This window comes from Parageobacillus sp. NEAU-HV-2, from assembly GCF_059115485.1.
Map to the genome: position 1 here is coordinate 54,255 of NZ_JBXUJJ010000005.1, position 25,956 is coordinate 80,210.

The 25,956-nt window shown below is 44.2% G+C and carries 26 protein-coding genes and 1 pseudogene; 23 read left to right on the forward strand and 4 right to left on the reverse strand.

The window, feature by feature from the left end; all coding sequences use genetic code 11:
* The first annotated feature begins 124 nt into the window (after positions 1 to 124).
* From AC1WMD_RS09870 to AC1WMD_RS09900, 7 genes are all read left to right on the forward strand, one after another.
* On the forward strand, positions 125 to 1,732 hold the full coding sequence (locus tag AC1WMD_RS09870) for a DUF4046 domain-containing protein (RefSeq protein ID WP_494257038.1): 1,608 nt from the start codon (positions 125 to 127) through the stop codon (positions 1,730 to 1,732).
* Between the two features lie 114 nt (positions 1,733 to 1,846).
* On the forward strand, positions 1,847 to 2,107 hold the full coding sequence (locus AC1WMD_RS09875; protein ID WP_494257040.1) for a hypothetical protein: 261 nt from the start codon (positions 1,847 to 1,849) through the stop codon (positions 2,105 to 2,107).
* A 116-nt stretch (positions 2,108 to 2,223) separates the two neighbouring features.
* Positions 2,224 to 2,583 (forward strand): flagellar protein FlaG, encoded by a 360-nt coding sequence (gene flaG, locus AC1WMD_RS09880; RefSeq protein ID WP_494257042.1) that lies wholly within the window; start codon positions 2,224 to 2,226, stop codon positions 2,581 to 2,583.
* Positions 2,584 to 2,598: 15 nt separating this feature from the next.
* Positions 2,599 to 4,695 (forward strand): flagellar hook-associated protein 2, encoded by a 2,097-nt coding sequence (locus AC1WMD_RS09885; RefSeq protein WP_494257044.1) that lies wholly within the window; start codon positions 2,599 to 2,601, stop codon positions 4,693 to 4,695.
* 81 nt (positions 4,696 to 4,776) lie between these two features.
* A complete protein-coding gene (gene fliS, locus AC1WMD_RS09890) occupies positions 4,777 to 5,178 on the forward strand; it encodes a flagellar export chaperone FliS (RefSeq protein ID WP_494257046.1) in 402 nt (133 codons plus the stop codon).
* On the forward strand, positions 5,178 to 5,531 hold the full coding sequence (gene fliT / locus AC1WMD_RS09895; protein WP_494257048.1) for a flagellar protein FliT: 354 nt from the start codon (positions 5,178 to 5,180) through the stop codon (positions 5,529 to 5,531). The genes fliS and fliT overlap by 1 nt, the downstream gene beginning before the upstream one ends.
* 12 nt (positions 5,532 to 5,543) lie before the next feature.
* The gene (locus AC1WMD_RS09900; RefSeq protein WP_494257050.1) at positions 5,544 to 5,930 is read left to right on the forward strand and encodes a DUF8042 domain-containing protein; all 387 of its coding nucleotides are present in this window, start codon (positions 5,544 to 5,546) and stop codon (positions 5,928 to 5,930) included.
* Positions 5,931 to 5,966: 36 nt separating this feature from the next.
* On the opposite strand, the gene AC1WMD_RS09905 is transcribed toward AC1WMD_RS09900, so the two are convergent.
* Entirely contained in the window at positions 5,967 to 7,046 is a 1,080-nt protein-coding gene (locus tag AC1WMD_RS09905; protein WP_494257052.1) for an HD-GYP domain-containing protein, read from the reverse strand.
* Between the two features lie 190 nt (positions 7,047 to 7,236).
* On the opposite strand from AC1WMD_RS09905, the gene hpf reads away from it, so the two are divergent.
* From hpf to AC1WMD_RS09965, 12 genes are all read left to right on the forward strand, one after another.
* Positions 7,237 to 7,785: a ribosome hibernation-promoting factor, HPF/YfiA family gene (hpf, locus tag AC1WMD_RS09910; protein ID WP_043906086.1), complete on the forward strand. Its 549-nt coding sequence runs from the start codon at positions 7,237 to 7,239 to the stop codon at positions 7,783 to 7,785.
* A 234-nt stretch (positions 7,786 to 8,019) separates the two neighbouring features.
* Positions 8,020 to 10,533 (forward strand): preprotein translocase subunit SecA, encoded by a 2,514-nt coding sequence (gene secA, locus AC1WMD_RS09915; protein WP_494257054.1) that lies wholly within the window; start codon positions 8,020 to 8,022, stop codon positions 10,531 to 10,533.
* 119 nt (positions 10,534 to 10,652) lie between these two features.
* A protein-coding gene (prfB, locus tag AC1WMD_RS09920; RefSeq protein ID WP_494257206.1) for a peptide chain release factor 2 occupies positions 10,653 to 11,754 on the forward strand; the annotation gives its coding sequence in 2 pieces (ribosomal slippage) (positions 10,653 to 10,724 and positions 10,726 to 11,754; 1,101 coding nt in all).
* Positions 11,755 to 11,893: 139 nt separating this feature from the next.
* Complete coding sequence (locus AC1WMD_RS09925) at positions 11,894 to 12,754, forward strand: YitT family protein (RefSeq protein ID WP_494257056.1); 861 nt, start codon at positions 11,894 to 11,896, stop codon at positions 12,752 to 12,754.
* A gap of 59 nt (positions 12,755 to 12,813) precedes the next feature.
* Positions 12,814 to 13,146: a cytochrome c551 gene (gene cccB / locus AC1WMD_RS09930; RefSeq protein ID WP_043906082.1), complete on the forward strand. Its 333-nt coding sequence runs from the start codon at positions 12,814 to 12,816 to the stop codon at positions 13,144 to 13,146.
* A 188-nt stretch (positions 13,147 to 13,334) separates the two neighbouring features.
* Positions 13,335 to 14,021, forward strand: a complete 687-nt coding sequence (gene ftsE, locus AC1WMD_RS09935; protein WP_043906081.1) for a cell division ATP-binding protein FtsE — start codon at positions 13,335 to 13,337, stop codon at positions 14,019 to 14,021.
* Complete coding sequence (gene ftsX, locus AC1WMD_RS09940; RefSeq protein WP_043906080.1) at positions 14,011 to 14,904, forward strand: permease-like cell division protein FtsX; 894 nt, start codon at positions 14,011 to 14,013, stop codon at positions 14,902 to 14,904. Before ftsE ends, ftsX begins: the two co-directional genes overlap by 11 nt.
* Positions 14,905 to 14,946: 42 nt before the next feature.
* A complete protein-coding gene (locus AC1WMD_RS09945; RefSeq protein WP_494257057.1) occupies positions 14,947 to 16,239 on the forward strand; it encodes a murein hydrolase activator EnvC family protein in 1,293 nt (430 codons plus the stop codon).
* Between the two features lie 317 nt (positions 16,240 to 16,556).
* Positions 16,557 to 17,198: a phosphatase PAP2 family protein gene (locus AC1WMD_RS09950; RefSeq protein WP_043906078.1), complete on the forward strand. Its 642-nt coding sequence runs from the start codon at positions 16,557 to 16,559 to the stop codon at positions 17,196 to 17,198.
* Positions 17,199 to 17,364: 166 nt separating this feature from the next.
* Positions 17,365 to 17,763, forward strand: a complete 399-nt coding sequence (locus AC1WMD_RS09955; protein WP_494257208.1) for a DoxX family protein — start codon at positions 17,365 to 17,367, stop codon at positions 17,761 to 17,763.
* Positions 17,764 to 17,793: 30 nt separating this feature from the next.
* Complete coding sequence (locus tag AC1WMD_RS09960; RefSeq protein WP_494257059.1) at positions 17,794 to 18,498, forward strand: pirin family protein; 705 nt, start codon at positions 17,794 to 17,796, stop codon at positions 18,496 to 18,498.
* Positions 18,499 to 18,712: 214 nt separating this feature from the next.
* Complete coding sequence (locus AC1WMD_RS09965; RefSeq protein ID WP_494257060.1) at positions 18,713 to 20,155, forward strand: S41 family peptidase; 1,443 nt, start codon at positions 18,713 to 18,715, stop codon at positions 20,153 to 20,155.
* 38 nt (positions 20,156 to 20,193) lie between these two features.
* Here AC1WMD_RS09965 and AC1WMD_RS09970 read toward each other — a convergent pair whose 3' ends face one another.
* On the reverse strand, positions 20,194 to 21,186 hold the full coding sequence (locus tag AC1WMD_RS09970) for a glycosyltransferase family 2 protein (protein ID WP_494257061.1): 993 nt from the start codon (positions 21,184 to 21,186) through the stop codon (positions 20,194 to 20,196).
* A gap of 17 nt (positions 21,187 to 21,203) precedes the next feature.
* Positions 21,204 to 22,874 (reverse strand): DUF6044 family protein, encoded by a 1,671-nt coding sequence (locus AC1WMD_RS09975; protein ID WP_494257063.1) that lies wholly within the window; start codon positions 22,872 to 22,874, stop codon positions 21,204 to 21,206.
* Positions 22,875 to 23,065: 191 nt separating this feature from the next.
* On the opposite strand from AC1WMD_RS09975, the pseudogene AC1WMD_RS09980 reads away from it, so the two are divergent.
* Both AC1WMD_RS09980 and AC1WMD_RS09985 read left to right on the forward strand, forming a co-directional pair.
* Positions 23,066 to 23,190, forward strand: a pseudogene (locus AC1WMD_RS09980) (IS1595 family transposase); the annotation flags it as partial.
* Positions 23,191 to 23,221: 31 nt separating this feature from the next.
* On the forward strand, positions 23,222 to 23,476 hold the full coding sequence (locus tag AC1WMD_RS09985) for a membrane protein (protein WP_043906073.1): 255 nt from the start codon (positions 23,222 to 23,224) through the stop codon (positions 23,474 to 23,476).
* 184 nt (positions 23,477 to 23,660) lie between these two features.
* Here the strand turns inward: AC1WMD_RS09985 and AC1WMD_RS09990 are convergent, their stop codons facing one another.
* The gene (locus tag AC1WMD_RS09990) at positions 23,661 to 24,176 is read right to left on the reverse strand and encodes a MerR family transcriptional regulator (RefSeq protein ID WP_494257065.1); all 516 of its coding nucleotides are present in this window, start codon (positions 24,174 to 24,176) and stop codon (positions 23,661 to 23,663) included.
* Between the two features lie 232 nt (positions 24,177 to 24,408).
* Here AC1WMD_RS09990 and AC1WMD_RS09995 point away from each other — a divergent pair, with 232 nt between their 5' ends.
* Entirely contained in the window at positions 24,409 to 25,584 is a 1,176-nt protein-coding gene (locus tag AC1WMD_RS09995; protein WP_494257066.1) for a PDZ domain-containing protein, read from the forward strand.
* A 16-nt stretch (positions 25,585 to 25,600) separates the two neighbouring features.
* Positions 25,601 to 25,822 carry a CsbA family protein gene (locus AC1WMD_RS10000; protein ID WP_043906071.1) on the forward strand — a complete coding sequence of 74 codons (222 nt, stop codon included), beginning with the start codon at positions 25,601 to 25,603 and terminating at the stop codon, positions 25,820 to 25,822.
* The last annotated feature ends 134 nt before the right edge of the window (positions 25,823 to 25,956 follow it).

A 25,956-nucleotide genomic window follows, 5' to 3' on the forward strand; every position in this document is an offset into this window, starting at 1 on the left:
AAAACATACCGAGGGACATTTGGCTTCCTCGGTATGTTTTTTGTTAGGATGATAAGACAAAAAATTTTAAAAGCATATAGAACATACGTTTGTATATATGCTATAATCGAAGGGGGTGATTTAAGTGACGGATACAAATGAATATCGGACAATTCCTTGTTGCGAATTGGAACAATTCCCGATTATAGGTGTGTACAAAGAATTGCTAGCTGGAAAGAGAAAGGCGCTTCCGGCAGGGACATGGGAAAAGGACGAAAATGTCATCATCTTGGTACGCTATGTGCTAGAAGTACAACTTGGTTTATCAAGGGAACAAATTCCGAAGATAAATAAAAAGATTATTGGAGAACAAAAACTTTGGGGAGTTTTGAATCGGTTTAAATCTCCCCGTCGGCTCATTGAGTTTGTTTACCCTAACCAATATAATGAATTCGACTTCTACCGTGTTCCGGTTGATTATTGGCGTAATGTTGAAAATATACGTAAACGTTTGGAGTGGTATTTGGATAAAGAGGGAATCAAGATTGAGGAGATCCCTCAAAAAGTAAATCGATATGTGCTTGTCGAATGGGGATTTTCCAATCCTTTAAAGCGATACGGTTACTCCCCATTTCGCTTGATAAGCGCCCTATACCCCGGCCGTTTTAAAGAAACGGATTTTAAAAAAATTCCTCAAGGTTATGCAATGAACCGCGAATTTTTAAGAGAACAGTTTATGGACATGCTTCGTCAGGAAAAGATTCAGTTCGAAGACGTGCCGAAGAAAGTGACGCAGCAAATGCTCATCAAGCATCGTTTTAGCGCAGCTTTAAAACATCACCGTAATTCGCCTCTAGAGTTTATACAATATCTTTTCCCCGATCAGTTTTCACTTGATGATTTTCACACCAAACCAAATGGCTACTGGAAAGATATCGACAATGTAAAACGGGCAATTATGGATTTGATTGACAGAGAGAAAGTAGCCGAGCAGGATGTCCCGCGCTTTATGACGAAACAGCGGCTGATGGAGGAAGGGTTGACTGGTCTGTTGCATGAATATCACGGTTCGCCGATTGAGATTATAGAGGCGGTGTTTCCGGGTAAGTATGATGTGACAGAGTTTCAGCGTGTGCCAAACCAACATTGGCATTCGCCGCAAAACCGGGCGCAGGCGCTGCGGACGTTTTGTGTCAAACGAGGGATCGGCCGCGAGGAGTTGCCGCGGTTAAACCGGGCGTATTTTCGCAAGCATTTCCCGCGGTTTATCAGCATGGTCGATCGCCATTACGACAGCAAATTTTACCGTTGGATTATGGAATCCTACCCGGAATACACGTTTTCCCCTGAGGAGTTTCGCTTGCTTGTAGGCGTGGACGGGCAATTGTGCGATTCAAAAGAAGAACTAGAAATCCATAACTTTTTGATTCGCGCGGTCGTTGATGGGAAAGTGGAAAGAGAAGGATGTCGTTTTGTGAACCATGAATATGACGAAGTATACATCCCTGACTGGGTGATCGAGCAAAACGGCAGAAAGTGGATTGTCGAGTATTTCGGACTATATGGTTCGACGCGTTACAAGTGGTATACGGAGAAGGCGGGCCGAAAAATGCAGTTTTACCATTCGATCGCCGATTATACGTTGATTGCGATCATGCCTGATGATTTTCGGGAAAATGGATTTCGTAGAATTGTGTCCCTTTTGATTAGTAATGGGATACAGCTTAATGTTCATTGTTCTCATTGTTACTGAAGGAGGGAAACTTTTAGGGTTAAAACTGTCATCGTTTAAATTAAAGATGTTGTTTTTTATATGTGTGTAAGGTGATTAGCGATAAAATAAATAAAAAGAAATGGAGGCCAACAAATGAAATGGTCAGAGGTACGTAAGCAATATCCGAATCAATTTGTTTTGGTAGAGGCTATTTCGGCTTATTCGCAAAATGGAAAACGTATCATTGAGGAAATGGTCGTGATCGATCGGTATCATAGTGTGTCCGATGCATGGAATGGTTATAAGCAGCAGCACAAAACTTTTCCGGAAAAGGAATTATATATTTTTCACACAAGCAAGGAACAAATAGAGGTAGAAGAGCAATATTTTATAGGGATTTGGGGGAGAGTATGAATATATTGTACACAAGAAATAATCCCCTGCTTTTTTATTTTCTTTCCCCCTTCACAACTCCCCATCTCCATCCGATATAAAACATAGATAGTGTTCATGCAAAGGAGCGAGCGTTTATGTCGGTGGAACGGGTATCTTCGCATTCTCCATCTTATTTCTATGAACGTATTCGCAATGAAAAGGCAAGTAGCGTGATAGAATCGCAAACGCAGAACTATGCCAGCACTTCAGAAACTCTGCAGCAAGACCTCCCGAAAGAAAAGCTGGAAGAAGTCGTGAAAGGCTTAAACGAATTCTTGCAGCCGAGCCATACGTCTATCAAGTTTGAACTGCATGACGAACTGCAGGAATATTACGTCCAAATTGTCGATGAACGGACACATGAAGTGATTCGCGAAATTCCGCCGAAAAAGCTGTTGGATATGTACGCGGCGATGATGGAATTTGTCGGGTTGATTGTCGATAAAAAAATTTAATGGTGGTGAGTGGAATTGGCAAGCAACATGCGCATTGGCGGCCTAGCGAGTGGGATGGATATCGACCAAATCGTCAGCGATTTGATGAAAGCGGAGCGGATGCCGCTCGATAAGTTGAAACAGAAAAAGCAAATTTTAGAGTGGCAGCGCGATGATTATCGGGAGATGAACTCTCTTCTTTTTGCTTTAAGAAATGAAGTATTTAACATGAAATTATCATCAAAGTACCGTGTAAGAACAGCAACTTCGTCTAACGAAGCGAAAGTAACAGCTACAGCGACAAGTTCAGCAAGCATGGCTTCCTATACCATAACAGAAGTAAAACAGTTAGCATCGGCTGCGACAAAGGTAAGTACCGATGATATTGATCCAGCGAAAGGAATATCAAAAGACCCTGCAAAAAAAATTGATGTAACAAAGGGATTGCATTCTATAACTGGTGATTTTGACAAAACTCTTACTTGGAAAACGGGGAGCGTGAAAAGCGAAACAATAGCTGTTACGGCAGATTCAAAGACGTTTAATTTGAATAATATAAAAACTGCAGATGGACAATCAGTCTTGTTGGATGATGGAGATTCTGATGGCATTTTAGATGATATTGTGGTAAAAGTAGATGGCAAAGCTTATAAGGTGGTAAACAGAGCGCCAGCAGCTACGGGAGAGGTACAAATTGACAGCAACGGTAATTTAACTTTTTTTGACACAATAAAAAAAGATAGTACGATAAAAGTAGACTATTATACTAATAAAGAAATTGAGGAAAAAACACTTTCCGAAGCAACAAAAGAGATTCAATTAGCGAAAGGTTCTATTGTTGGTAATGCTATTTTCAAGCTTGAATATGGCAGCAAAGTATATACATACGATGCGGTAGACAAGAGGATTGAAGATGAAAATGGCAATCAAGTTGGTACTATTGATTTAGAAAGTGGCAAAATTACAATGGATACTGAGATTGCCAAAGATACGGTTGTTAAAATCACTTACCAGCAAAATTATTTTACTTTTGGAATCACTACTTATGATGCATCTGGGCAAGCTGTTACAGAAAAATTTGGTGTTCAAGGCAATGAATCATTAAATACAGTCATTAACCGCGTTAATAGTTCAGGTGTTGGCGTTACCATGTTTTATGATTCATTTTCCGATAAAGTTACTTTAACGCGAAAGGAAACAGGAGATTTTAATAAATCTGGTGATGAAATCATTACATCTGGTGAATTCTTGAACACCGTATTGAAATTTGGAAGTGCTGTCGAACAAGGTGGGCAAAATGCAAAATTTACGATTAACGGGTTAGAGACGGAACGTACGTCCAATACATTTGAGATATCAGGGGTAACGTTTACACTTAAAGATACATTTTCGACATCTGATCCGAGTGTATCTATTTCGATTAGTAATAATACAGAAGCGGTGTTTGAAAACATTAAAAATTTCATTGATAAATACAATGAAACGATTGAAAAAATTCAAAATAAAATTTCAGAGGAGCGTTATCGTGATTATCCACCATTAACCGATGAACAAAAAGAAGCGATGTCCGAGAAGCAAATCGAACTTTGGGAAGAGAAAGCAAAGAGCGGTTTGCTCAGAAGAGACCCGATCCTTTCTAGTGGATTATCACAAATGCGGTTCAATTTTTATGAACCTGTTTCTAATGAAACAATTAATCAAAAATATAAACAGCTTGCTAGCATCGGTATTACAACATCACCAAACTATTTAGATGGTGGTAAATTAATTATTGATGAAGCAAAGTTAAAAGCGGCAATCGAAGAAGATCCTGAATCGATTGAAAAATTATTTATAAGCTCAGGTACAACTGATTCTGAAAAAGGGATTATGACTCGATTATATGATACGATTGATAATATAATGGAAAAAATTAATGAACGTGCTGGTAAATCAACATGGGCAAACAACCAATTTACGATTGGGAAAAACTTACTCGACCTTGATAGACGTATCGATGCCTTTGAAGACCGTCTCAAACAAATCGAAGACCGCTACTGGCGCCAGTTTACGGCGATGGAAGAAGCGATTCAGCGCGCCAATCAGCAAAGCATGTACTTAATGAACGCCTTTGGTGGGGGAATGCAAGGGTAACGGAAAATGCTGGATGAATGCTTGCGCTGCGTAATGACTTGAAGCGCGCCATTCCATCATGACCAAAAAGGAGTGAACGATATGACCATGAACAATCCGTATCAAAACTACCAAACGAACGCGGTGCAGACAGCGTCGCCAGGTGAGCTGACATTGATGTTATACAACGGCTGCTTGAAATTTATTAAACTAGCGCGCAAGGCGATCGAAGAAAACAATATCCCAGCGCGGAACGAAAATTTAATTAAAGCGCAAAACATTATTCAAGAGCTGATGGTGACGCTGAATATGGAATATGACGTAGCGAAATCGATGATGCTCATGTACGATTACATTTACCGCCGGCTTGTCGAGGCGAATGTGAAAAATGATGCGGCGATTTTGGATGAAGTCGAAGGGTATGTGACCGAGTTCCGCGATACGTGGAAGCAAGTGATACAAATCAATCGGCAGCGTCAATACGCGCAAGGCGGGCAAGCGTAATGGGCGTCGTCCATGATTTATTGGCGGTGACGAAAGAACTGCGTGACCTCGTTGCGATGCCGATCACAGCGGAAGCGCGCGATGAGAAGATAGCCGCGATCGAGCGGCTGCTTATACGGCGGGAGAAGCTCATGGCCGAGCTTCGTCCGCCGTATAGCGAGGAAGAACAGCGGCTTGGGCGGCAAATCGTTGCGTGGAATCGGGAGATTGAAGAACAATTGCAGGCGATCAAGCGGCAAATCCAGCGCGATTTGGCGATGATCGGCGAGAAAAGGCGGGCCAATGCCCATTACACGAATCCGTACGAGCAGCCTTTAGTAATGGACGGGATGTTTTACGATAAAAAACGATAGGTTGTGATAGAGATGACTGTGTTAACAACTCCGCAGCTTGAAATGGTGCAAAAATACGTGGCGCTTCTCGATACGATCGAGGAAGGGTTTGCATATGTGGAAGAAAGTTTCGTGAATTACGAGCGGACGCAAGGGGACGAGGTGCTAGCTGATATTTTTACAGCGTTAGCGAAGATAAGCGAGACGAATGTGCATTTATGCCAGCTGTTTGCCGAGGAAACAGACATCGTCCATCACTTGCGTTTATTTTCCGATGTGTTGGAAGAAGCGTATAAACTAGATGGAAATTTTGCCGATACGAACATAAAGCAGCACATTATCGGACAGCATCTTTCTCCCGCGTTTCAAGCGTGGAAGATGACCATCACCCGGCTGTTAAAGCGATATGTGGAGCAATGAAAACACCGAGTCCCATTGTGTGGGGCTCGGTGTTTTTTATACGGCTTTGACGATCGTCACATTAATTTCCTTGCGCAAATCGATTTCGTACGGGCTTTTTAGCTCTTCGCCGTACGGATCTTTAATCACGCGCACGACCGGCCGCAGCGGAAAGTCTGGGAATACTTGCGATACGACTCCGATATATCCGGTGTTTAATACGACGGTTGTAGCGACGGGATAAATGGCGATGTACGAGAGAAATAGTTTAATTAATTCATAGTCAAAAATGCCACCGGCTGCGCATAAATATTCTGCCGCTTCATGCGGTGAATATTGTTTGCGATGGTAGCGCGCCGAGGTAAGCGCGTCAAACACATCCGCGATGGCCACAATGCGCGCATATTCATGAATTTCTTCCCCCGCCAGCTGGCGCGGGTAGCCGCTGCCGTCATAGCGCTCATGATGCTGGAGCGCGCAGTGGGCGGACAACAGGGAAATGTTGCGCTGCCGTCGCAGAAGCTCAAAGCCGAAAAAAGTATGGCGGCGAAGAATATCCTTTTCTTCTTCAGTCAGCGCTCCTTTCTTCCGCCAAAGCCCTTCCGGAAGCTGCGTCATGCCGATGTCAAACAAGAGCGCTCCGACCCCAAGATCGAGCAGCTGCTGGGGACTATATCCTTTCGCAATGCCAATGACGCCGGCAATCGTCGCGACGTTGACGGAGTGGTGAAAAAAGTAGCCGTTGGACACCACTAAGTCCGATAAGTTAATGATCAGATTTTCTTTTGTCAGCAAATAATCCAAAATTTCTTTAAACACTTTTTGATATTCCATCCCTAGGTCTAGGGAAGAAACACGGCTTATCAGCTTTTTTTGTTCGATCAAAGCGGTCATCGTGTCGTATACTTTTTTTACGGCCTGCTGGCGGACGGTCGGACTGATAAGCGGCCGCGGTTTAATATCATGCGTATGTTTGTCGTCGATGTAAATATACTGAACGCCTTTCATTTGCAGCGAGCGGATGTATTGGTTGGTCAGGCGCACGCCTTTGGACAGAAGAATGACGCCGTTTACGCCGAAAAGATCGACGGCAAGCACGTCGCCGCTTTTGGCTTTTGAAATATGTATTTTTCGCATTTTGCCACACTCCAGATGGTAAAATAGGACTATTTTTTGTTTATGAAAAAAAGATTATTTGCTAAGTAAATATTACCATATTTTTTCTTGGCTTTCACAAAATTTTCAAAAACATTTTGCCGATTCAGGAAGGGTTTTCATGAGTGTTGTAGAATATAAAACATATAGATTGATAAAGGAGTGATCAGCAATGATCTATAACGTTCGCGGGGAAAACATCGAAGTAACTCCGGCATTGCGTGAGTATGTAGAGAAAAAAATTGGGAAATTGGAAAGATATTTGGATCATACGGAAGATGTACATGTTCATGTAAATTTAAAAGTATATAACGATAAACACGGAAAAATTGAAGTGACGATTCCAATGCCACATTTGTTGTTGCGGGCGGAAGAACGCCATGATGATATGTATGCGGCCATTGATTTAGTTGCCGATAAATTGGAACGACAAATCCGCAAGCATAAAACGAAAGTCAACCGCAAATTGCGCGATCGCGATAAAGAGGTAAAACAAGTCGTTGCCGTGCCTAACCATGCGGCAGTGGAGAATGAGGAAGAAGAATTTGAAATTGTCCGCACGAAACATTTTAGCTTAAAACCGATGAACAGCGAAGAAGCGATTTTGCAAATGAATTTGCTTGGCCATAACTTTTTCATCTTTACGAATGCGGAAACAAACCGTACAAACATCGTGTATCGCCGCAAAGACGGGAAATATGGCTTAATTGAGGCGAATTAACGTTCATCCCCTGCTGTCTTCCGGCAGGGGATTGTTATCCTGTTGGACAGGAGGAAGGAAAAAACGGTGGAGACGATTTTGCAGTAAATAAAATGAAGCAACCTCCGTTTTCACTTCCTCTTTTTTCTTTTTAGCATTTGTCTCCTCTCCCGTTTCCGCCTCTTAGTTGTCACCCATTCGTGTACGTGATATTATGTAAATTAGTGATTCTATTGAAAATAAGGAGCGTTTTCTATGTTTGGAGTATTGAAAAAGGTGTTTGACCCAAACAAACGCCAACTGAGTCGTTTAGAAAAGATTGCGGACCAAGTCGATGCGCTTGGACCAGAGATGGCAAAGTTATCGGATGAACAGTTGCGGCAAAAGACGGAGGAGTTTAAAGCTCGCTATCAGCAAGGCGAGTCGCTCGATGATCTTCTTGTTGAAGCGTTTGCCGTCGTGCGCGAAGGGGCAAAGCGCGTCCTTGGCTTATATCCATATAAAGTACAAATTATGGGCGGTATTGTTCTTCATGAGGGCGATATCGCAGAAATGAAGACCGGGGAAGGAAAAACGCTGACGGCGACGATGCCAGTTTATTTAAACGCCTTGACGGGAAGAGGCGTGCATGTCGTGACGGTCAACGAATATTTAGCGACCCGCGACGCGACGGAGATGGGCAAGCTGTATGAGTTTTTAGGTTTGACCGTCGGCTTGAACTTAAGCGGCATGTCGCGCGAAGAAAAGCAGGCGGCGTATAATGCCGATATTACGTATGGCACGAACAACGAATTCGGCTTTGACTATTTGCGCGATAACATGGTGCTTTATAAAGAGCATATCGTGCAGCGCCCGCTTTACTACGCGATTATTGACGAGGTCGACTCGATTTTAATTGATGAAGCGCGGACGCCGCTCATTATTTCCGGTACGGCGCAAAAATCGACAAAGCTGTATATCCAGGCGAATGCGTTTGTGCGCACGTTGAAAAAAGGTGTCGACTATACGTACGATGAAAAGACGAAAAGCGTGCAGCTGACCGAAGAAGGAATTACGAAAGCGGAAAAAGCGTTTGGCATTGATAACCTATTCGACTTAAAGCATGTTACGCTAAACCATCATATTAACTTGGCGCTGAGAGCGCACGTGACGATGCAGCGGGATGTCGATTATGTCGTCGAAGACGGCAAAGTCGTCATCGTCGACCCGTTTACCGGGCGCCTAATGCATGGCCGCCGTTATAGCGATGGATTGCATCAGGCGATCGAGGCGAAAGAAGGGCTCGAAATTCAAAACGAATCGATGACGCTCGCGACGATCACGTTCCAAAACTATTTCCGCATGTACGAAAAGCTGGCGGGAATGACGGGGACGGCAAAAACGGAAGAAGAAGAATTCCGCAATATTTATAACATGCGAGTCGTCGTCATTCCGACCAACAAGCCGGTCATTCGCGAAGACCGTCCGGACTTGATTTTCCGGACGATGGAAGGCAAATTCCGCGCCGTGGTGGAAGATATCGCACAGCGCCATGCGAAAGGACAGCCGGTGCTTGTTGGGACAGTAGCGATTGAAACGTCGGAATTGCTTTCGGACATGTTGAAAAAACGTGGCATTCCGCATAATGTATTGAACGCGAAAAACCATGCGAAAGAAGCGGAAATTATCGCTCAAGCTGGCCAAAAAGGCGCGGTGACGATCGCAACGAACATGGCCGGGCGCGGTACCGACATTAAGCTCGGTGAAGGAGTGAAAGAGCTCGGCGGTTTGGCGGTCATTGGTACGGAGCGCCATGAAAGCCGGCGGATCGATAACCAGTTGCGCGGCCGTTCCGGACGTCAAGGAGACCCGGGGGTATCGCAGTTTTATCTGTCGCTCGAAGATGAACTCATGCGCCGCTTTGGTTCGGAAAGCTTAATGGCGATGATGGACCGCTTAGGCATGGACGATTCGCAGCCGATCCAAAGTAAAATGGTGACAAAAGCGGTAGAATCGGCGCAAAAACGGGTCGAAGGCAACAACTTCGATGCGCGCAAACAGTTGCTTCAATATGACGATGTATTGCGCGAACAGCGCGAAATCATTTATCGCCAGCGCTATGAAGTGCTTGACTCTGACAACTTGCGCGGCATTATTGAAAAAATGATTCAGTCGGTTATTGAGCGCGTTGTTAACGCGCATACGCCGAAAGAAGAGCTTCCAGAAGAATGGAATTTACAAGGGATCATTGATTACCTCAATGCCAACCTGTTGCCGGAAGGCGATGTGACCGTTAACGATTTGCGCGGCAAAGAGCCGGAAGAAATGATCGAGCTCATTTGGGAAAAAGTCAAAGCGCGCTATGATGAAAAAGAACAGCAAATTCCGCCGGAACAAATGCGTGAATTTGAACGTGTTATCGTCCTTCGTGCCGTCGATATGAAATGGATGGATCATATTGACGCGATGGAGCAGCTGCGCCAAGGCATCCACTTGCGCGCATATGGACAAGTGGATCCGCTTCGCGAGTACCAAATGGAAGGATATGCGATGTTTGAAAACATGATTGCTTCCATTGAAGAAGAAGTGGCAAGATATATTATGAAGGCCGAAATTCATAGCAATCTCGAGCGCCAGGAAGTGGCAAAAGGCGAAGCGGTTCATCCGAAAGAAGGAGAAGAAGAAACGAAGCGAAAACCGTACCGCAAGGCGGTGCGCATCGGCCGTAACGATCCTTGCATTTGCGGCAGCGGCAAGAAGTATAAACATTGCTGCGGGAAAAACGCATAATCGAAAGGGCAAAGTGGGGGGATTTCCTCTCACTTTGTTTTGCGCGAGAACGGGGCATGAGCCCATTGGCGAGCATGGAAAATTTTAGTACAATAAAGTAACGAGGTGAAGGCATGATGATTGACTTAATTGAAATTAAACACGAATTGGAAAAAATGGCTAAGCGATTAGCGGAAATAAGGGGGTCTCTTTGACCTCGAAGCAAAGCAGGCGCGCATTCGCGAGCTAGAAGAACAAATGGCCGCGCCAAACTTTTGGGATGATCAGAAAGCAGCGCAGACGGTGATTGCGGAGGCCAATGCGCTGAAAGACTTAGTGAGTGAATTTGAAGCTTTGCAAGAGCGCTTTGAAAACTTAGAAGTGACGTACGAATTGATTAAAGAAGAGCCGGATGAAGATTTGCAGCAGGAGCTGGTCGCGGAAGCGAAAAAATTGACGAAGGACTTTAGCGAATTTGAACTTCAGCTCTTATTAAACGAGCCGTATGATAAAAACAATGCGATTTTAGAGCTCCATCCGGGCGCAGGCGGTACGGAATCGCAAGACTGGGCTTCGATGCTGCTAAGAATGTATACGCGCTGGGCGGAGAGAAAAGGGTTTAAAGTCGAAACACTGGATTACTTGCCTGGGGAAGAAGCAGGCATTAAAAGCGTCACGCTTTTAATTAAAGGGCATAACGCCTACGGCTATTTAAAAGCGGAAAAAGGCGTGCACCGGCTCGTGCGGATTTCGCCGTTTGACGCGTCAGGGCGCCGCCATACGTCGTTCGTTTCTTGCGAAGTCGTGCCGGAGATGGATGATGATATTGAAATCGAAATCCGCCCGGAAGAGATTAAAGTCGACACGTACCGCTCGAGCGGCGCCGGCGGGCAGCACGTCAATACAACCGATTCGGCGGTGCGCATCACCCACCTTCCGACCGGCATTGTCGTGACATGCCAATCGGAGCGCTCGCAAATTAAAAACCGCGAAAAAGCGATGAACATGCTTAAAGCGAAACTTTACCAAAAGAAACTCGAAGAACAGCAAGCCGAGCTTGCCGAAATTCGCGGCGAACAAAAGGAAATCGGCTGGGGAAACCAAATTCGTTCGTATGTGTTTCATCCTTACTCGCTTGTCAAAGACCATCGCACCAACGTCGAGGTCGGAAATGTGCAAGCAGTGATGGATGGCGAGATCGATATCTTTATCGATGCTTATTTGCGTGCGAAACTAAAATAAGTTAAAAGGCATCTATTATCGCCCGTTCGATAGTAGGTGCCTTTTTTTGTGCAAACTAACTTTACTGCGTTACTGCTTTATTTCGCTGTCATTTACTTGTGGGAATGGTCGTGCTATACTCTCATGGGAGGTTTGGCGAATGGGAAGAAGAAATCGGTCAAGACATCCAAAAATGAAACTTGCCATGGAATATGTATGCATATTGATTGGCTCTGCCATCGTCGCGGTAGCGTTCAATGTCTTTTTATTGCCAAACCGCGTCGCTTCTGGCGGGGTAAGCGGCATTAGCACGATCACGTATGCACTGTTTGGCTGGCAGCCGGCTTATGTCCAGTGGGCGCTTAACATTCCGTTATTTATTGCCGGTGTCGTGCTGCTAGGTCGGCAGTTTGGCATCAAAACGCTTGTCGGAACGGTGTTTTTGCCATTTGTTGTGTATGTAACAAAAGGAATTGAACCAGCCACCCATAACCCGTTATTGGGCGCGCTGTTTGGCGGCATTGGCGTTGGTCTTGGTCTTGGCATTGTCTTTCGCGGCAGAGCATCGACAGGCGGAACGGATTTAGCGGCGCAAATTATCCATAAATATACAGGTCTGTCGCTTGGGATGTGCGTCATTTTGATTGATGGGCTGATCGTCTTAACAGCGGCGTTTGTGTTTGATATTGAACGGGCGCTTTATGCGCTTATCGCCCTTTATGTGACAAGCAAAACGATCGATTTAGTCCAAGTCGGCCTCGGCTATTCGAAAATGGCGCTGATTATTACGAACGAGGAAGAAAAGGTGCGCCAGGCGATTTTGCATGAAATTGACCGCGGGGTGACAAAGCTGCCGGCCTATGGCGGCTACACGGAACATGAGCGCCCGGTACTGATGTGCGTCGTGCAGCAATCGGAGTTCACAAAATTGAAACAATTGGTCAGAAGCATTGATCCATCAGCGTTTGTCATTGTAACGAACGCGACAGAAGTGTTTGGTGAAGGATTTCAACGTACGTAATTTTTGCAAAATCGGTTATAATAAACATGAATTACTATTCAAGTAGGGGGAGTTCATCTATGAAATGGAAACTTGCTACTGTATTTCTAGGTGCTTCGCTAGCGCTCGCGGCCTGTGGCGGCGGCAACAATGCAACAGATAACAACAATGGCAATAATGGTGGAGGGGATACTACCGCAGCAGCAGAGGATATTTTCCAACAAAACTGCTCCTCTTGTCATGGGAAAGATTTATCAGGCGGGGCAGGACCGAACTTACAAAAAGTCGGAAGCAAATACTCGAAAGACGAAATTAAACAGATCATTGAAAAAGGGCGCGGCGGTATGCCACCAGGAATCATCAAAGGAGAAGATGCAGACAAAGTCGCAGAATGGCTTGCGTCCAAAAAGTAACAATTACCGTCCGGTTCCTTATAGGGACCGGATTTTTTGTTTGCGTAATGTATTTGAAATATAAATGTAAAATTACAGTCTTCGAAATAGTGCTATAATAAAAATTGCGGAATTTTGTATAATATGTTCGAAATGACACGAAACAGCTCGAGGAATGACAACAAGGACAATGAGACTAGGTGATAAAAATGATCGAAATGCAGGATGTATATAAGACATATCCGAATGGGGTAGTAGCCCTAAATGGCATTAGCGTTCGCATAAAACAAGGAGAATTTGTCTATGTCGTCGGACCTAGCGGTGCAGGAAAATCAACATTTATAAAAATGATGTACCGCGAAGAAAAACCGACGAGCGGCACGATTATGGTCAATGGGGTAAATCTGGCAAAATTAAAAGACAGTAAAGTTCCATTATTGCGCCGGAACATTGGCGTCGTGTTCCAAGATTTCAAATTGCTTCCTAAGCTAACGGTATATGAAAATGTAGCGTTCGCTTTGGAAGTGATTGAGGAATCGCCAAAAGTCATTCGCAAAAAAGTGATGGAAGTACTGGAATTAGTCGGATTAAAGCATAAAGTCCGCGCTTATCCAAACGAACTTTCCGGTGGGGAGCAGCAGCGCGTTTCCATCGCACGCTCGATTGTCAACTCTCCGAAAATTGTCATTGCCGATGAGCCGACCGGGAATTTAGACCCGGAAACATCATGGGGAATTATGGACCTATTTGAGAAAATTAACGACGGCGGCACGACGATCGTCATGGCGACGCACAACCGCGAAATTGTTAATACGATTCGCCGCCGTGTTATCGCCATTGAAAAAGGAAAAATCGTCCGTGACGAGGCGAAAGGGGAATACGGCTATGAGGCTTAGTACCCTGAAGCGACATATGCGGGAGAGCGTGAAAAGTCTTGGCCGCAACGGCTGGATGACGTTTGCTTCCATTAGTGCGGTGACGGTCACATTATTGCTAGTTGGTGCGTTTTTAATCGTCATGTTTAACATGAATCATTTTGCGAAAAACATCGAAAATGATGTCGAAATCCGCGTTCATATTGATGTAACGGCGAATGAAAAAAATAAACAAGCGCTTCGTGCGCAGATTGAGAAGATTCCTCAAGTGAAGGAAATCCATTATTCCTCGAAAGACGAAGAACTGAAAAGACTAATTAAAAGCTTCGGCGAGGAAGGATCTTCGTTCCGTCTGTTTGAGCAGGATAATCCGTTAAGCGACGTATATGTAGTGAAAACGGCAAATCCGGTCGATACGATCAAAGTAGCGAAGGAAATTGAAAAATTGAAATTTGTCCATAAAGTGAATTACGGCCAAGGTCAAGTGGAAAAATTGTTTAGCACGTTGAAGGTAGCGCGCAATATTGGCCTTGTGCTCATCATCGGCTTATTGTTTACCGCGATGTTTCTCATTTCCAATACTATTAAAATCACGATTTTCGCGCGGCGGCGCGAGATTGAGATTATGAGATTAGTAGGAGCGACGAACGGGTTTATCCGCTGGCCATTCTTTTTGGAAGGATTATGGCTTGGAGTCATCGGTGCGATTTTTCCGATCGCTGCCATTTCTGTTGTTTATTATAACATTTACAAATTTTTAGAACCGAAAATTACGGTTCCATTTTTAGAACTTCTTCCGTTTAATCCGTTTATGTGGCAGATTAGTTTGCTTTTATTGCTTGTCGGAGCATGCATCGGCGTTTGGGGAAGCATCATGTCTGTCCGCAAGTTTTTGAAAGTTTAATTGAAAAAAGTCGCAAGATTTAAGGGAGAGGGGAATGGATCGATGAAAAAGAGGAAAGTGATGGCGCTTGTTGCGGCAACGGCGCTAAGTTTCAGTGCTTTTCCTCATTCCACGGGGGCGGTAAGCGACCGCGCTATTCAAGAAAAACGGAATGAGATTAGCAACATTCGTTCGAAGCAATCTGCTGTTCAAGAAAAAATCAATAATGCGGATCAGGAAATTAAAAAACTGCAATCCCAACAAAAATTGCTTTCCGAAGAAATTAAAAAACTGGATTTAGCGGTCGAAGAAACGAGCGGGAAAATCCGCAATTTAACAGCGGATATTGATCAAACCGAACAAGATATCGAGCAATTGCAAAAAGAGATTGCCGAAGTACAAGCGCGTATTGAAAAAAGAAATGAGATTTTAAAAGAGCGCGTCCGCTCTTTGCAGGAAAGCGGCGGAGTGATCAGCTATTTAGAAGTATTGCTTGGATCGCAAAGCTTCAGCGACTTTATTGACCGCATGAGTGCGGTGACGACGATTTTCGAAGCCGACAAGCAAATTATTCGCGAACAGCAGGCGGATAAAGCGTTAAAAGAGAAAAAAGAAAACGAACTCACGGAAAAACGGAATCGTCTGCAAGAAAATTTAGAGGAACTACAACAGCTGCAACAACAATTAAATAAACAGATGGATGAGAAAAACCGTTTAATGGCTGATTTGAAGCAAAAAGAAGAAGAACATCATAATCACAAAATGGAGCTCGAAGAAGAACAGGAATTGTTGAAAAAGCAGGAAGCAGCGGTAAAACAGCAGCTCCAGCAGCTGGAGGAGCAAAAACGTGCGGAAGCAGCACGTAAAAATTCCGCTTCGCCTTCTAGAGGCAACCATGTTTCCTCTTCTGGAGGTAGCCATGCTTCGTCTTCTAATGTTCCGCCGGTTACAAGCGGTGCGTTTATGAGACCGGCAAACGGTCCGATTACATCCGGATTCGGTTATCGCAGTTTTGATAACGAGTTCCATCCGGGAATCGATATCGGTAAGACTGCTCCTGTCGTTCCTGTGGTGGCCGCAGCAGACGGATATGTGTTCCGTTCCTATTTCTCTAGCAGCTACGGAAATGTTATTTTCATTACGCATGTCATCAACGGCCAAGTATACACAACGGTATATGCGCACCTCGATGCGCGCCTCGTTGGCGAAGGCCAGCGCGTTCAAAAAGGACAAATCATCGGCTATATGGGTAATACGGGTGAGTCGTCAGGCCCTCACCTTCACTTCGAACTACATCGTGGACAATGGAATGCCGCGAAATCGAATGCGGTAAATCCGCTTGATTATATTAATTAATTTTTATGAGTAGTGACAAAAATATCTTTTAAAACGAGTTACAAAAAAGTTTTGAAAAACGGAATAAAAGTACACAACTTGCTTCAATATGATTATCAGCAAGTTGTGTATTTTTTTGATTGGGGTGCCAGGCACGTGTCGAGCAATGGGCACATTCAATGCCCTCACTGGCTTCGCCGCATTGCTCGCAAGCGTAATGGCAGATCTTCTAAGGCAGTCGTTTGGTCCTGTGATTACGTTTGGAGTCAGTGGATCACTTGCCGTTTTGGCTGCACTATTCATGGTGATATTTCGCATTTAAAAAGAGGTGGAACCAAGTGAACTTAAAACTTGAGCTTACGCGAGCTTTTTTCTTAAGTCTATTTTCAGCGACTGTTTTCGGCTTGACGGCTTTTCTTGTCAGTGATAGCCAGGTGGCCCGTTTTGACGACTCTATCATATCTTTCATTCAAGGATTTGAATCGCCTATATTAACTGCAGTGATGCAATTTTTTAGTTGGATCGGATCGGGACGAATCGTAACCATCATCTCGTTGATTGTACTGTTTATTCTATACAAAGTGTGGAAGTACCGTTCTGAGTTGGTGTTATTCGTTACGGTCGTTGTAGGATCATCCATCCTGAATCAGCTATTAAAAAGTCTGTTTCATCGTGATCGCCCCAGTTTACATCGTCTTGTTGAAGCCAGTGGATTTAGTTTTCCGAGTGGACATTCGATGGAGGCTGTCGCTTTATATGGTATTCTCGCTTTTCTTCTGTGGCGTCATATAGAAAACCGGTTGGGAAGAGGAGTTCTCATTTTCGTCAGTCTCGTCATGATTATGGCTATCGGCGTCAGCCGTATTTATTTAGGTGTTCATTATCCCAGCGACGTTATTGGCGGGTACTTCGCCGGCGGTTTTTGGCTCTTTGCGGCTATCTGGTTTTATCAGAGGTACAAGGAAAGAAAGTTTGATTAGGGTGCCAGGCACGTGTCGAATCATTTTTGTATCTATACAACTATTACACCAAGCGGCGAAACACCGCTCGGTTTTTTTGTTGACAATATACACAACTCTATTTTATAATTATCTCGAATTCAAGAATTATTAAATAAAGATAAATAGGAAAGGGGTATGTGTTATGATGGCTAGCGTCGGATTATTATTAATCCGTTTAGTATTTGGCTTGACGTTTGCCGGACACGGGGCACAGAAGCTGTTTGGATGGTTTGGGGGACATGGGCTTGAGGGAACGGCAGGCTGGATGGAATCCATTGGATTAAAACCAGGCAAGATGATGGCGTTTGCGGCAGGGGCAGGCGAACTAGTCGGCGGTATTTTGTTTGCCCTTGGTTTATGGACTCCGCTTGCCGCTTTGTTAATGGTCGTGCCGATGATCATCGCCATTGTGAAAGTGCATGGGCCAAACGGATATTGGATGACCAAAAATGGCTATGAGTATAATCTTGCCATTATGGCGGTGGCTATTGGCGTTGCATGTATTGGTCCAGGGCAATATGCGCTCGATGCCATCCTTTTTTAGTAAACGATCCATGAAAGGAGAGTTGGGGGAATGATCAAGGTTTACCCTGCCGAATCCCGCTATCATGCCGATTACGGGTGGCTCAAAACGTATCATAGTTTTTCTTTCGGTGAATATTACGATCCAAACAATATTCAGTTTGGACCATTGCGTGTCTTAAATGATGACTTTGTTGCGCCGCTGCGCGGATTTGGTGCGCACCCACATCAAGAAATGGAGATTGTTTCGATTGTACTGAAAGGATATTTAAAACATGAAGACAGCGTAGGACATACCGCGACAACCACGTTTGGCGGCGTGCAGCGGATGTCGGCCGGTACGGGCATTATTCATTCGGAAGTGAATCCGTCGGCAACAGAAGAGGTAAATTTTTTGCAGCTTTGGTTTTTGCCGGAGGTAAACGGGTTAACACCTTCGTATGAGCGGACAACATTTGATGTGGCGAAAATGAAAAACGCGATGCTTCCGATTGTGACGAAAAATCCTTCTTCTTCGGAAATTGCCCATATCCATCAAGATTTAACGATTTACCTTTCTGATTTAGAAGCAGGGCGCGAGCTTACATTTACGCAGCAAGAGGGAAGAAGAATCTTTTTCTTTGTTATTGAAGGAGATGTTACATTAAACGGACAAGCGACATTGCATAAGCGCGATTCCGCGCGAATTACGGAAACGCCGATGCTTCGTATTGCATCGGAACATGGTGCGCGATTTATGTTAATTGATTTACTGTAACGAACACGGCACAACTTGCGAAACGCGAGTTGTGCGTTTTTTTTTCAAACTTATTTTGGTTGAGAAAACAACTGGGAATGTGTAAACTAGTAATGCAGAGAAACGGAATTTAATCATACTGTGTACAAGCTCGTCATATAATGAAAATAAAAGGCATCGCACGGCCTACGGTGTGGTGCCTTTCCTGTATGGCATAGGGTGAGGAGGAGACAATGTGAATAAAAAAACAACCGCAGCACTTATGGCATTATCGATGTTAGTTGGTGCCGGAGGAACATATGCTGGCATGCAGCTTGCAGCACCTGACAGCAATCGTGACATAACGCTTATTGCGCCAGATAAAGCGATCACGAACAATGAAGAGAAAGAACTGAAGAAAGTCAAACAAGCTTATGAGCTGATTAAAAATCGCTACGTAGAAAAAGTTGATGATGATAAACTTATTCAAGGCGCGATTCAGGGAATGATAAGCACGCTAAACGATCCGTATTCTGTCTATATGGACGAAGAAGCAAGCCAACAATTTACGGAGTCGCTTGACTCTTCGTTTGAAGGAATCGGTGCCGAAGTGAGCATGATTGATGGAAAAGTGACGATTGTCGCACCGATTAAAAACTCGCCGGCAGAAAAAGCGGGATTAAAACCAAATGATCAAATTTTGCGGGTGAATGGTGAAAGCCTAGAAGGGCTTGATTTATATGAAGCCGTGTTGAAAATTCGCGGGAAAAAAGGGACGACGGTACAATTGGATATTCTTCGTCCCGGCGTAAAAGAAGTGATTAAAGTAAAAGTAGTCCGCGACGAAATCCCGATTGAAACGGTTTATGATTCTGTAAAAACGTATAACGGGAAAAAAGTCGGCTATTTAGAAGTAACGTCGTTTTCTGAAAATACAGCACAGGATTTTAAAAAGAAATTAGCGAAATTAGAAAATGATCATATCGACGGGTTAATCATTGATGTGCGCGGCAATCCAGGCGGCTATTTGCAAAGCGTGGAGGAAATTTTAAAACACTTCATTCCAAAAGATAAACCATATGTACAAATCGAGGAACGCAATGGCGATAAACAACGCTTTTATTCCGATTTAACGGGGAAAAAACCGTATCCGATTGTCGTGTTAATTGACAAAGGCAGCGCATCCGCTTCGGAAATTTTAGCCGGTGCCATGAAAGAAGCGGGAGGATACAAGCTCGTCGGTGAAACAACGTTCGGAAAAGGAACGGTGCAGCAAGCGATTCCGATGGAGGATGGCAGCAACATTAAATTAACGCTTTATAAATGGCTGACGCCGGATGGACATTGGATTCATAAAAAAGGAATTAAGCCGGACGTTGAAGTAAAGCAGCCGGATTATTTCCATGTCAGCCCGCTTCATATCGAAAAAGCGCTGGCGTTTGATATGAATAGCGAGCAAGTCAAAAACGCCCAGCGAATGTTGAAAGGGCTTGGCTTTGACCCTGGCCGTACCGATGGCTACTTCAGCAAAGAAACAGAGTCGGCAGTAAAAGCATTCCAAAAGGCAAATAAACTCCCACAAACCGGAAAAATCGATAAAAACACCGCCGAAGTATTGCAAGCAAAAGTGATGAACGCCATTCGCGACGAAAACAATGATGTACAACTAAAAACAGCGATGAAAGTGTTGTTTCAATGAAACGAAACGGGCAACCACCTTGGGCGTTGCCCGTTTTTTCAATGCTGCACCTTTTCTTTTTTGGAAAGTGGCGAGAACGATGGGGAATGCAACGCTTTTTCAATCGTAAACCGCGGCCGTCTTTTTACTTCTTGATAAATTTTTCCGATATATTCTCCAATGAGTCCAATTCCCATTAGTAACAAGCCGCCGATGAACCAAACGGAAATCATGATGGATGTCCAGCCTGATTGGGCATGGCCAAGCAATTTGACAGCCAGCGCGTATATGCCGGCAGCACTGCTGAGAAGAAAAGCAAGAAATCCAACGAACGTAATCCATCGAATCGGTGCGATACTAAAAGAGGTAATGCCATCAAACGCAAACGCCAGCATTCTCTTTAATGGATATTTCGATTCTCCCGCAAAACGTTTTTTACGGTCATAAAATACTTCCGTCGAACGAAAGCCAAGCATCGGCACCATTCCGCGCAGAAAGATGTTGACTTCTGTGTAGCGGCTCAATTCCTCAAGCGCCCGCTTGCTCATTAATCGGAAATCGGCGTGATTGTACACTAATTGGACGCCTAATTTTTGCATGAATCGATAAAACCATTGTGCGGTTGCTTTTTTAAACCATGTATCGGTATCGCGGCTGCGCCGCACTCCGTAAACGATGTCATATCCTTCCCAATATTTCACGACAAATTCACGGATGACGGAAATATCGTCTTGTAAATCGGCGTCAATAGAAATGACGCAGTCGGAGTCATTTTTTGCTGTTTCCAAGCCGGCAAGCAATGCTTTTTGGTGCCCGAAATTGCGCGAAAGTTTAATGCCGGTAACGAATGGATTACGTTGGCTTTCTTCTTCGATCAGCATCCATGTACGGTCACGGCTGCCATCATCGACAAACAATATTTTACTTCCGATTGCAATTAAATGTTCCTCTAATAGATTTTCTAGTACATGTGTTAACTGTTTTATCGTTTCCGGCAAGACATCTTCCTCGTTGTAACAAGGAACGACGATCGTCAAAATCGGTTTTTGCATCGTTCATTCCTCCTTCTTTATTCCACTTCATATAAATAAATTTTCCAAGCGGCTTGCGAATCTTCGAATGTTCTCAATAAGCGAAGATGAATTTCCCTCGCATTCATGATTGGGACGGAAGAAAAGATGTACCGCCCTCCCATTTGTTTAAACACAGTTGTATTGATATCGAAATGATGAATTTTTTTATGAGACGTTTTGCGGAACATATAATGTTTCCCAAGTTCGGCAGAGAATAGATAGACACGGTTTCCCCAATGGTCGAAGTAATCTTTTAGGACAGGACTTTTCTCTAGCTCCTTGGCGATGATTTTACGAAATTGATGTTTGTAAGATAACGGATAAAAATTGTTATATGTATCGAGCGTGTAAAACCCGTTATATTGCGCGATGGCCGGATGGAGTCCGACGCTTGCGACGCGATAAGAATGCTGTGGTTTGCCGATATAGTTTTTGATTTCGTTAAACAAATGCTCGGCGTAAAATTCTTTAAACGAAGGCGTCCCAATGCGGCGGTAGCGAATCTCTTCATTAAAGCCGCCAAGAATCAATAGCTGCAGCACAAGAGCGACGGCGGCAATTCGACGCCACCCGATTTTCTGTTTCCAAAGAATTTGCAGCGCTAACGCAAAATCTAAATAGATCACCATTGGCCGCAAAAAGTGAAACCGTGCAAAGTTAAATGTATTTAGTAAAGAAATGCGTTCTTTTAACGGCTGCCATCCCTTGTAAAACCAAAACGCGTACCATACGGATAATACAAAATTCAGCACGAATAGAAAAAGAAATCGCTTTTCCAGCGTTTCGTTTCGTTTAGTCAAAGCAAAAAAGAAAGCGATCCATAAGATAGGCAGAATGACAAATGTATGAACGGTCATCACATGCGTATGGCCAAACAAGTAGTTTTTGAACGTAAGCCGCACGCAATGAAAGAAACTAAGTCTCGAGGAAAGAAATTCGTTTCGGCTCGTTGGTTCTTCGCCAAATAAAAGCGAATAAACGAGCCGATATTCAATCGCTAGAAACACGCTTGTCATCAATGCGATGGCGCCGAAAAACGGCCAGTTCCATTTTTTGCGGACGATGACGTCACGCAGCCACAGCAGTGCCATGGCGGTAAGGAAAAAGAAAAAGCCAAGAACAAAACTCGCGTAAAACGGCAGGAGCACAAGAACGAGCCATTCTTTCCATGTCGCTTCGCCTTTTCGGATCGTTAAAAATGACCATAGCGCCAGCGGCATGCCAAGTGTGCTTAACATTCCGGACGGCCAAAACGGAGTGAGCGCGAATGCCAATGATGTGCCGACGCGAATGAGATAGGACTCTTTCGCAGGCAGGAAATGCCTCTTTAACAATAAATACATGCCAATGAAAGCAAAAACGCGGGTAATCGTCTGGCTAAGCGCATAAGCTACCATCGAAGGAAACAGCGCATGGAGCCAAACGATGCCACTGAATTCGGTGCCGAACGCATTGCGCGGAAGGCCATTAATCACTTGCGGAATCGTTGCGTTAATCGGACCGAACAGCTCACCGCTTCGCGTCAGCACTTTATACCAGGCGATGTTCGAATCCATGTTGTCATGAACTCGAATATGCGCATTTTCCCCTAACACATAAAGCGGAGAAAGGTAAATGGCTAAAAGAAGTACGGCAATTCCTATGGCAACTCGTTCGTTCCGCTCCATGTTCCTTCGCTCCTTTTTGATGTAACTTTAGTAAAGCATCATTCATTATAAATAAGGATTATTAAAAAATAATAAAAAATAGGTGAAGAAGATGTGAAGGAAGTCTTTTAAAGAATAATGTTGATATTTGATGCCTTTCCAAAATCTTGATACAATGCTTATAAGAACAAACATTCGAGGCGGTTGTAAAGGTGAGCAAAGCGTTCAGCAATCTACTAAGGCATATTGATAAATTACCACATACAAAAAAGAACAAGTTTATCAATAGGTAAAACGCTATGTTGAACCTTCTTTCTCTGTTGGTGGTCGTCTAATTATGAGTAGGATATGAAAGGGTGTGTTCTAAATTGAAGATTGTTATTCAAGCATTGGTTGTTTCCTTTATAATTCATTTAATCTATATAGTTGGAATGATGTTAGTCGGTTATATAAAAACAAGTAACTACAAACCTGATATTGCAAATGGATGGGAAAAAGTAGAAACACTTCAAAATGAAGTTGCTTTCGGGACAGTAGGTTCTCCTCTTTTTTTCTTATTCACCTTCGTTGGAGTAGCACTGATTTGTGGATTAATAATCTTTTTATATAGTAAAATTGCCTGATGGTAATAAACGGCATATTTACCGAGAAGTCTCCCACCTCTTAACGGAGTGTAGGTGGGAGAGGTTCATTTAACAGGATAGGGAAACCCTACATACTGCTTGGGGTTCCCTATATTTTTCAACATTAACGTGTAACAGAGCCTAAAAAATCTCCTTCTCTCTTTTTAAGAGAGAAGGAGATTTTTTAGGCAAATAGGCTCATAATGCGACTGAGACCGCGGCGTTTCTTTTTTTGCTTTGCATTTTCCGTTGTACTCGCTTGTGCTTTATTAGCGCTTTCCTCTAAGCGGGCAATGCGTTGTTCGAGCGAGCGAAGATGGGAGACTAGTTCTTCAATTTCTTGGCGATGATGCAAAAGCTGAACGGAAACGACATCATCGGCTTTTTGGTCGAGTTTGTGCTCGATCTGTTGGAGGCGGGAGGCAAACTGGTCAAGCTGCGGTTCGACATATGCTTGAAACAACGCGTCGGCGGAGAACTGATGTTGCGGCTTTTCTGTTTGTTCGCGGCGAGCATACGGTTCTAGTGTGGCACTTTGTTCAAATTTAATCTGTTCGAGCAAGGCGATGGCCTCAGCATCGAAGACGTAATGGCCTGATTCATTTTTGCGGTATGGAACGTTGTATTTGCGGACCCAGCGCTGAATCGTTTTTGGCGATACGCCAAGACGTGCGGCGACGCTGCTTGTTTTTAATTCCATTTTCACGATTCCTCCTTTTTCATCTTGTTTTATATTTTTTCCATCGCAAAACAAATTCCTTTCTCCTTGACAAAACTAGTGTCGATTCGGCAAAGAAAGTGGTTATGCGGAAGAATCCGTCAGTGGTCGGCAAAAGATATGAAAAAAATATGCATGCCAGCATAGGATTTATCTAGGCGATTTGGTAGAATAGTAGATAAAAGAATCGCGAACATAGCGAGGTGATGGCGGTATGTCGGTATGGGCATGGGAGGCGCTCCGCGGCATTGGGCGTCTATTGATGCAGCCGTTGTTTTACTACGGGATCGCGCTGGCGCTTGTTGTCGGATGGCGTCGAGTAAAGCGGGAAAGAAGCCATTTTCATATTCGCGTCTATGACATGTTTCAAGAAAGCAAATTTTTTTGGCGAAACGGCCTTGTCGCCGGAGCGGTGTTGTCGCTGGTAACAGTGATGGCCGGCATGGCGGTTCCGCGTGACACGATTTTGCTCATTACGCTTGTGACGATCATCATTGGCTTGACGATGCAAATGCGGCTGCTTTCCCCAGCGTATACGATCGGGATTTCCTTCTTCATCATCAGCCTGTTTAGCCATCATTCCACTTTACAGCGGTTTTTTCCGGAGCTAGGCCGGACAAATATGGCGGCGCTTGTGATTTTGCTTGCGTTATTGCTGCTGGTAGAGGCATGGCTTATTTTACGCGACGGCGCGGCGGAAACTTCGCCGCAGCTGTCGAAAAGCAAGCGCGGGTTGACGGTTGGCGAACATTGGTCCCAGCGGCTTTGGTTTGTTCCGGTGCTGCTGCCGGTGACGGGAGAGCTTCCGTCTCCGCTTTCCTGGTGGCCGTTGTTTCCGGCAGGAGATGATGCTTATTCATTGATGCTTGTTCCGTTTTTGCTCGGATTTTCCCAACGCATGCAAGGGATGCTGCCGCATGTGTCGGTGCGCCTAACCGGGCAGAGAGTGCTGCTTTTGGCCGTCGTTGTTAGTGCATTGGCCGTCGTTAGCTACTGGTATGTGCCGCTGGCGGTTGTAGCCGTTGCGCTCGCCTTCTTTGGCAGGGAATGGCTGGCGTTTTTCCAGCACCACCAAGACCGCTCGCAGCCTCCTTATTTTGCGAAACGGGAACAAGGGCTTGTCATTTTAGGGATTCTTCCGCACTCGAAGGCCGAAAAAATGGCGCTGCAAATCGGTGAGGTGATTGTGAAAGTAAACGGAATACCGGTAAAAACAGAAACCGAGTTTTACGAAGCGTTGCAACGAAACCGAGCATTTTGTAAATTAGAAGTAGTCGATGAAGAGGGAGAAGTTCGCTTCGTCCAAGGAGCGCTATATGAGGATGAACATCATGAGCTTGGCTTGCTGTTTGTGAAAGAACGAGAAAATTGGGCATCGGAAGCCGTCTAAATAAGGGGTTTTTCATATGTGGTTTATTGTGGCGTTAATCGTACCATGTTTGCTCGTCCTATTATTCACCCGTGTGACGTACAACCATTATGTTGGAACATTATTGACCGTCGCATTGCTCGTTGCCTCCTATTTTAAAGGATATACGGATGAGCTGCATGAAATTTTAGCCGATATTGTTTCGACGACAGTTGGCTTTTTATACGCAGAGAAAATGGTTAAGCGGTTAAAGAAATAAGAGAGGAGATGGCGAATGGCGTAAGTGCTGTTCGCCATTTTCTGTTGGAAACGGTTTGTTTTTTTGGAACGAATATAAGTTCGCATTTTTTATGCATCTTTTTTAGCAATGTGTTACAATAAAAATTAAGATGA

Excerpts from the sequence above, each read along its gene's own strand:
- AC1WMD_RS09995 (WP_494257066.1), top strand. The coding sequence starts at position 24,409 with ATGTCGGTATGGGCATGGGAGGCGCTCCGCGGCATTGGGCGTCTATTG.
- fliT (WP_494257048.1), top strand. The coding sequence starts at position 5,178 with ATGGGCGTCGTCCATGATTTATTGGCGGTGACGAAAGAACTGCGTGAC.
- AC1WMD_RS09905 (WP_494257052.1), bottom strand. The coding sequence starts at position 7,046 with ATGCGAAAAATACATATTTCAAAAGCCAAAAGCGGCGACGTGCTTGCC.
- secA (WP_494257054.1), top strand. The coding sequence starts at position 8,020 with ATGTTTGGAGTATTGAAAAAGGTGTTTGACCCAAACAAACGCCAACTG.
- ftsX (WP_043906080.1), top strand. The coding sequence starts at position 14,011 with ATGAGGCTTAGTACCCTGAAGCGACATATGCGGGAGAGCGTGAAAAGT.
- ftsE (WP_043906081.1), top strand. The coding sequence starts at position 13,335 with ATGATCGAAATGCAGGATGTATATAAGACATATCCGAATGGGGTAGTA.
- AC1WMD_RS09945 (WP_494257057.1), top strand. The coding sequence starts at position 14,947 with ATGAAAAAGAGGAAAGTGATGGCGCTTGTTGCGGCAACGGCGCTAAGT.
- AC1WMD_RS09900 (WP_494257050.1), top strand. The coding sequence starts at position 5,544 with ATGACTGTGTTAACAACTCCGCAGCTTGAAATGGTGCAAAAATACGTG.
- AC1WMD_RS09875 (WP_494257040.1), top strand. The coding sequence starts at position 1,847 with ATGAAATGGTCAGAGGTACGTAAGCAATATCCGAATCAATTTGTTTTG.
- AC1WMD_RS10000 (WP_043906071.1), top strand. The coding sequence starts at position 25,601 with ATGTGGTTTATTGTGGCGTTAATCGTACCATGTTTGCTCGTCCTATTA.
- AC1WMD_RS09975 (WP_494257063.1), bottom strand. The coding sequence starts at position 22,874 with ATGGAGCGGAACGAACGAGTTGCCATAGGAATTGCCGTACTTCTTTTA.
- cccB (WP_043906082.1), top strand. The coding sequence starts at position 12,814 with ATGAAATGGAAACTTGCTACTGTATTTCTAGGTGCTTCGCTAGCGCTC.
- AC1WMD_RS09925 (WP_494257056.1), top strand. The coding sequence starts at position 11,894 with ATGGGAAGAAGAAATCGGTCAAGACATCCAAAAATGAAACTTGCCATG.
- AC1WMD_RS09955 (WP_494257208.1), top strand. The coding sequence starts at position 17,365 with ATGGCTAGCGTCGGATTATTATTAATCCGTTTAGTATTTGGCTTGACG.
- AC1WMD_RS09990 (WP_494257065.1), bottom strand. The coding sequence starts at position 24,176 with ATGGAATTAAAAACAAGCAGCGTCGCCGCACGTCTTGGCGTATCGCCA.
- AC1WMD_RS09960 (WP_494257059.1), top strand. The coding sequence starts at position 17,794 with ATGATCAAGGTTTACCCTGCCGAATCCCGCTATCATGCCGATTACGGG.
- AC1WMD_RS09970 (WP_494257061.1), bottom strand. The coding sequence starts at position 21,186 with ATGCAAAAACCGATTTTGACGATCGTCGTTCCTTGTTACAACGAGGAA.
- fliS (WP_494257046.1), top strand. The coding sequence starts at position 4,777 with ATGACCATGAACAATCCGTATCAAAACTACCAAACGAACGCGGTGCAG.
- flaG (WP_494257042.1), top strand. The coding sequence starts at position 2,224 with ATGTCGGTGGAACGGGTATCTTCGCATTCTCCATCTTATTTCTATGAA.
- hpf (WP_043906086.1), top strand. The coding sequence starts at position 7,237 with ATGATCTATAACGTTCGCGGGGAAAACATCGAAGTAACTCCGGCATTG.